The 4831-nt window shown below is 39.2% G+C and carries 8 protein-coding genes; 5 read left to right on the forward strand and 3 right to left on the reverse strand.

From position 1 onward, the window contains the following. A partial coding sequence (locus F607_RS0124680) for an RNA-guided endonuclease TnpB family protein (RefSeq protein WP_027710172.1) occupies positions 1 to 1167 on the reverse strand: 1167 nt, incomplete at its 3' end. 32 nt (positions 1168 to 1199) lie between these two features. Between F607_RS0124680 and tnpA the strand changes: the two genes are divergently transcribed. From tnpA to tnpB, 3 genes are all read left to right on the forward strand, one after another. Continuing rightward, the gene (gene tnpA / locus F607_RS0124685; protein ID WP_157365594.1) at positions 1200 to 1652 is read left to right on the forward strand and encodes an IS200/IS605 family transposase; all 453 of its coding nucleotides are present in this window, start codon (positions 1200 to 1202) and stop codon (positions 1650 to 1652) included. 271 nt (positions 1653 to 1923) lie between these two features. Next, positions 1924 to 2112 carry a hypothetical protein gene (locus tag F607_RS0124690; protein ID WP_027710174.1) on the forward strand — a complete coding sequence of 63 codons (189 nt, stop codon included), beginning with the start codon at positions 1924 to 1926 and terminating at the stop codon, positions 2110 to 2112. Positions 2113 to 2117: 5 nt separating this feature from the next. Further along, the gene (tnpB, locus tag F607_RS33815; protein WP_084611406.1) at positions 2118 to 2321 is read left to right on the forward strand and encodes an IS66 family insertion sequence element accessory protein TnpB; all 204 of its coding nucleotides are present in this window, start codon (positions 2118 to 2120) and stop codon (positions 2319 to 2321) included. Here tnpB and F607_RS0124700 read toward each other — a convergent pair. Then, positions 2299 to 2757 (reverse strand): ABZJ_00895 family protein, encoded by a 459-nt coding sequence (locus tag F607_RS0124700; RefSeq protein ID WP_027710175.1) that lies wholly within the window; start codon positions 2755 to 2757, stop codon positions 2299 to 2301. The two genes, tnpB and F607_RS0124700, sit on opposite strands and share 23 nt — an antisense overlap. Positions 2758 to 3031: 274 nt before the next feature. Next, positions 3032 to 3466, reverse strand: coding sequence for a hypothetical protein (locus tag F607_RS0124705; RefSeq protein ID WP_027710176.1), 435 nt, complete (start codon positions 3464 to 3466; stop codon positions 3032 to 3034). Positions 3467 to 3535: 69 nt separating this feature from the next. Here F607_RS0124705 and F607_RS0124710 point away from each other — a divergent pair, with 69 nt between their 5' ends. Further along, positions 3536 to 4327 (forward strand): substrate-binding periplasmic protein, encoded by a 792-nt coding sequence (locus F607_RS0124710; RefSeq protein ID WP_027710177.1) that lies wholly within the window; start codon positions 3536 to 3538, stop codon positions 4325 to 4327. Between the two features lie 164 nt (positions 4328 to 4491). Further along, positions 4492 to 4831, forward strand: a 340-nt coding sequence (locus tag F607_RS0124715; protein WP_027710178.1) for a hypothetical protein, incomplete at its 3' end; no start/stop codon positions are given.

Here is a 4831-nt window from a genome sequence, read left to right on the forward strand (position 1 = left end):
ACAGCTGGCATTAGCCAGACTTACACAGCCTCCATCAGCAGAGACGGACAGTCCTTCCGCCTTTAATTTTACGATACCTTGCTGTTTTAAATTAACCGCCGCATTAATGTCCCTATCATGTGTCGTATGGCATGTGGGACATGTCCACCACCGAACCGATAATGACATGTCTTCTTGCTTGGTATGACATACAGAGCAAGTCTTCGATGAAGCAAACCAGGGGTCTATCCTGATGAGGTGTTTGCCTTGCTGCTTTGCTTTGTACTCAAGCTTATTGGTTAATGCTCTCCATCCAGCATCAGCGATATGCTTGGCTAGTTTACGGTTTTTCAGCATGTTTTTGACTTTCAGTGTCTCCACAATGATTGCTTGGTTTTCGTCAATCAGTTGCTTTGATAGCTTGTGCTGGAAGTCGTTTCTGGCCGCTGCAACACGCTCATGGGCTTTCGCCACCAGCAGGCGTGCTTTTGCTCGGCCTTTTGAACCTTTTTGTGAGCGTGATAAAGCTTTTTGCTTGCGCCTTAAATTGTCTGCGGCACGTTTTAAAAAGCGAGGGTTATCAATTTTATCGCCCTGGCTTGTGATAGCGAGATGAGTAATACCGACATCAATTCCTGTTATTTCTTTCGTATTCATCGTTTCTGTAGGAACAACCTGTTCTATTAAATCATCGACCAAAATAGCCGCATAATATTTACCGCTACAGTTTCGGCTGATGGTAATGGATTTAATTTTACCTTTAATTTCACGATGAATACGTGCTTTGATGGGCTTGCATTTAGGTATTTTAATCCAGTTTTCGCCTACAGCAATTGAGGTGCAATGATAACTGCTTTGTCTGCCGTGCTTGGATTTAAAGCGGGGAAATCTAGCCGCAGGCTTTGGATTAAAAAAGTTTTTAAATGCGGTATCGAGATTAATAACCGCCTGTTGTAACGCTATGGAATCGTAGTCCTTAAGCCACTCATATTTACGACTACGTTTGGCTTTGGCAATAACAGGCTTTAAGTCCTTTTTGAGCGATAAATTCACGCCTTTTTTTCGGTAAAAGTGCGTTTTAACCGCAAGTGCTTTGTTAAAAACAAACCGTACAGCACCAAACTGAGCATTCAGGAAGTCTGACTGCTGCTGTGTTGGATAGATACGTACTTTGGTTGCCTTTAACATTTGAGCGCTCATTGCTATAATAGTTGTATTATATGGCTTTAATAGGTATTTATCAAGTGAGTGTGCAAGACGATTCAGAACTTAAAGACTTCTTAAAAAAACGTCATAGTGTAAGCAATCTAGTGGTTCATCTTGTCTTTACCACAAAGTACAGACGTAAACTTTTTGATGGCTATATGATTCAACAGTTAAAAGAAGCCTTTGAATCAGCTTGCGAGAAACTTGAATGCGATTTGTTGGAAATGGATGGTGAAGAAGACCATGTACACTTACTTGTAAGCTATCCACCCAAACTATCTATTAGTGTTATGGTGAATAATTTAAAAGCAGTTTCATCTAGACGGTTAAGGCTTTTAAATACACATATACCCATGCAAAGCACGACTGGTCGTTTATGGTCACGTTCATACTTTGCCTGTAGTGCAGGTGATGCCACCATTGAGACATTAAGGGCTTATGTGGAAGGACAAAAAACACCCGAATAAAAGCCCTAGTCGGGCTTTGCGCCTTATATCCCCGCCCGCACTGGGCGAGGGTTTACGGCGCGCTTGCTAACTTTTGGGGTAAAGACGTCGTCCAGCAAACACAAATCATTATTGAGCTACTTGAACAAAATGGAGTACCAGTAAGCAGCAAGTCAGACTATTTAAGCACTGAGTCCATTGTAAATAAATACCAGTACATGCGGTATTATTAGGGGAACCCAATTGTCTTGCAGAGAAAGCGCCACCTAAACCATAGCCATCCCGTGCATCTATGGCGACTGATTTTATTAGCGTGGAGCTTGCCGCGACTGGTGTGGTCAATAATCATCAGGATAACAAGCCGTCAGCATCACTGATGGTGTTTGGGATTGAGTTAACCCGTCCTGATGGCACGGTCTTAAAAATCCATCAATTACCGACCAGTGCCGTGGATGCCTTAATTCATCATTTTATTGCGTAATTATCATGTTGCAATTAACGCCTCATCATCGTTTATTATTAGCGGTGAATCCCGTAGACTTTCGTAAAGGTATCAATAGCTTAATTGCACTGTGTCAGCAGCATCTAAATGAAGATGCGTATAGCGGGACTATTTTTGTCTTTACCAATAAACGACGCATTGTGTTTAAATTATTAGTGTTAAACCTCAGATTTTACCCTTCTTCTTAAACCCATCATAGAGTTTTTGAGCAATAAAGCCATAGCTAAAATAGAGAGAAAGCAAATACAAAAAAGACATAAAAACAAAACTACCAACAACTATTGCAAAATCAAACTGTGAAAACATGTAAATTATTACTGATAAACCATCGACCCCGCTAAAAATCAAAGCAACACTTAATACCAGTAAGCTTGATATACCACATGAAGTTATAAATGATAACAACACCATTTTAGTTTTTTCTTTTTTATTTGGAGTTCTTTTATTATCCTGTATAAAACTTCCAACCGCATAGTAAGCCGCCCCCATAAGAACACCAATAGAAACACCAGGACTATGATTCAGATCGAATAATTGGACTATTACTAGTAGTGCTACTAAACCTATGATGTAAGCAAATCCAAACTTCATAATATACTTTTTTACTTCTACCACTGGTTTCACTTTCAAACTCCAAAAATTTTAACACATCCAATATAAATGGATATTTTTTATAAGCAAAATTCCGTTAATTATAACTAGTTATCACAGATGTGAAACCTGATCTGAATCACAATAAAGTCATGGTAGATGTTCCATATAGCTGTAGACCTACAATATCTATTTGTTATATGGAAGAAGCGTTAACAACAAAGATGAACCCAAATGTTAGCTTTCGTGAGCTGTTCATTTATACATACCGCTGAAGCTGTGAGGCGATAGTGCGCAGTATCCATCACTAGCGACTTGTAAAGTCATCATACAAAAAGCTCCAATTACATTTTTTTTCATCTAAATAAATATATCCATGCGGTTTACCTAAGTAACGACTATGACTAGGCAACCCCATATGATTTCCTTGAAATACCTTATACCAGCCTCCTAAGTTGATATTCACATCTTGTGCCTCAACTGAGTACCTTTCTTGTGCCGTACGGTAGATATGCTTCTCACCTAAATAAATAGAGTAGGGTACATGAACCAGCCAAAAAATGGTAAATACACTGACAGTTAATACCCAATAGTTCGGTGTTACTTTTTTTAGAAAAAAGACAGAGGAAATCGCAACTGCTATGGCAGAATATAGAGAAACATAAACTATATCGTATAGTTTTACAGTTACTATTATTGGCCCTAGAAATAATTGTATCCCCTCGGCTGGCGTGCGATGCAACAAAGTGATGCTATAGTAAAGCCAGTAGTTAACTGATCGTTAGATCATATTTTGGTGAGGGTACAGACTATGACCTGTAACGAGTATTCTATTATACGTATGGCCTTCACCATCTGCCTGATATTACCATGCATGTTCACTTCACCCAGCTTCAGTCAAACTATCACGCTGGGTGCAGAAGACTGGCAACCCTACGTTAACAAGTCCAGTAAACATCATGGATTTGCTTGTCGCGTTATTAGTAAAGCGTTTGAAAAGGTAGGGATAACCGTTGAGTACCACTTTACCAATTGGGCTAGAGCAATGGAAATGGCAAAAGCTGGGACGATTGATGGCACATTTCTTTGGTATAAAACACCTGAAAGAGAACCTTTTTTTTATTTTAGCAAACAACCTATACTCAAAATTTCTGTTGTATTTTTTTATCGAAAAAACATGCAATTTAAATGGAATACTCTAGAAGATACCCAAACCTACCGTATTGGGGCTCCCATTGGATACCATGTTTCAGATAAGTTTGAGAAATACGAAAAAGCAGGACTCATTAATGTTACACGAATAAAATCTGATCTATCTCTATTAAGAATGCTCATCAGAAATAGAATTGATCTATTCCCACAAGACTTTTTTGTAGGATATAACCAGTTAAATAATAATTTTTCGGCTGACTTATCCAGAACGATTACTAACAGTCCAAAACCGCTAACAGAACGACCATCTTACTTACTATTAACCAAGACAAACCCAAAAAACAAAAAAATCATAACGCTATTCAATAAAGGGTTTTCTGAGTTAGTCAACAATGGTGATTACAATCAGTTTTTAGATGATGTCATAACTAGAAAACCTGTATCTCAATAATAGTCCCATATCTTAGTTTAAACGGTCCAAAAACAAAGGTATCCCCTCTGTAATCGTGTGCTGCAGTAAAAAACGTACACGCTATACCGCTAATGTCTTCTTACTCAGTTCTCTGTCTGTCTAGTACGCTGCATTCATTTCACTAATAGCCGTTTATTAGTTGTATGAAGCAGCCCAAGATTGAAACCTTATCCCCTGAAGCTTACCAGGACCTCCAGCAGGCCATTACGGCCTCATCATTAAGCCAGGACCATAAAACCCTCGTCATGGGTGTGTTGGATTTATGTTTATGGCTTCAGCAAAAACTGACCTTCTCAAAAATCAGCATTAATACCCTGAAAAAAGTGTTTGCGATACAAACAGAGAAACGTCATCGACCTCAATCCGACGCAGAGCCAGACATCACATCTGCAGAGACAGTAACCACTGAGGCGGCTAATGATGAGGGTGTGCCCCCTGTCAATGCTGATGATGGCGTGAAGGATGATCAACAGCCATCTAAAA

It is taken from the genome of Zooshikella ganghwensis DSM 15267 (genome assembly GCF_000428585.1).
GTDB classification, from domain to species: Bacteria; Pseudomonadota; Gammaproteobacteria; order Pseudomonadales; family Zooshikellaceae; genus Zooshikella; species Zooshikella ganghwensis.

What these genes read in the sequence shown, in the direction of transcription:
- tnpA (WP_157365594.1), top strand. Translation starts at nt 1,200, where the DNA reads ATGGCTTTAATAGGTATTTATCAAGTGAGTGTGCAAGACGATTCAGAA.
- F607_RS0124690 (WP_027710174.1), top strand. Translation starts at nt 1,924, where the DNA reads ATGGCGACTGATTTTATTAGCGTGGAGCTTGCCGCGACTGGTGTGGTC.
- tnpB (WP_084611406.1), top strand. Translation starts at nt 2,118, where the DNA reads ATGTTGCAATTAACGCCTCATCATCGTTTATTATTAGCGGTGAATCCC.
- F607_RS0124710 (WP_027710177.1), top strand. Translation starts at nt 3,536, where the DNA reads ATGACCTGTAACGAGTATTCTATTATACGTATGGCCTTCACCATCTGC.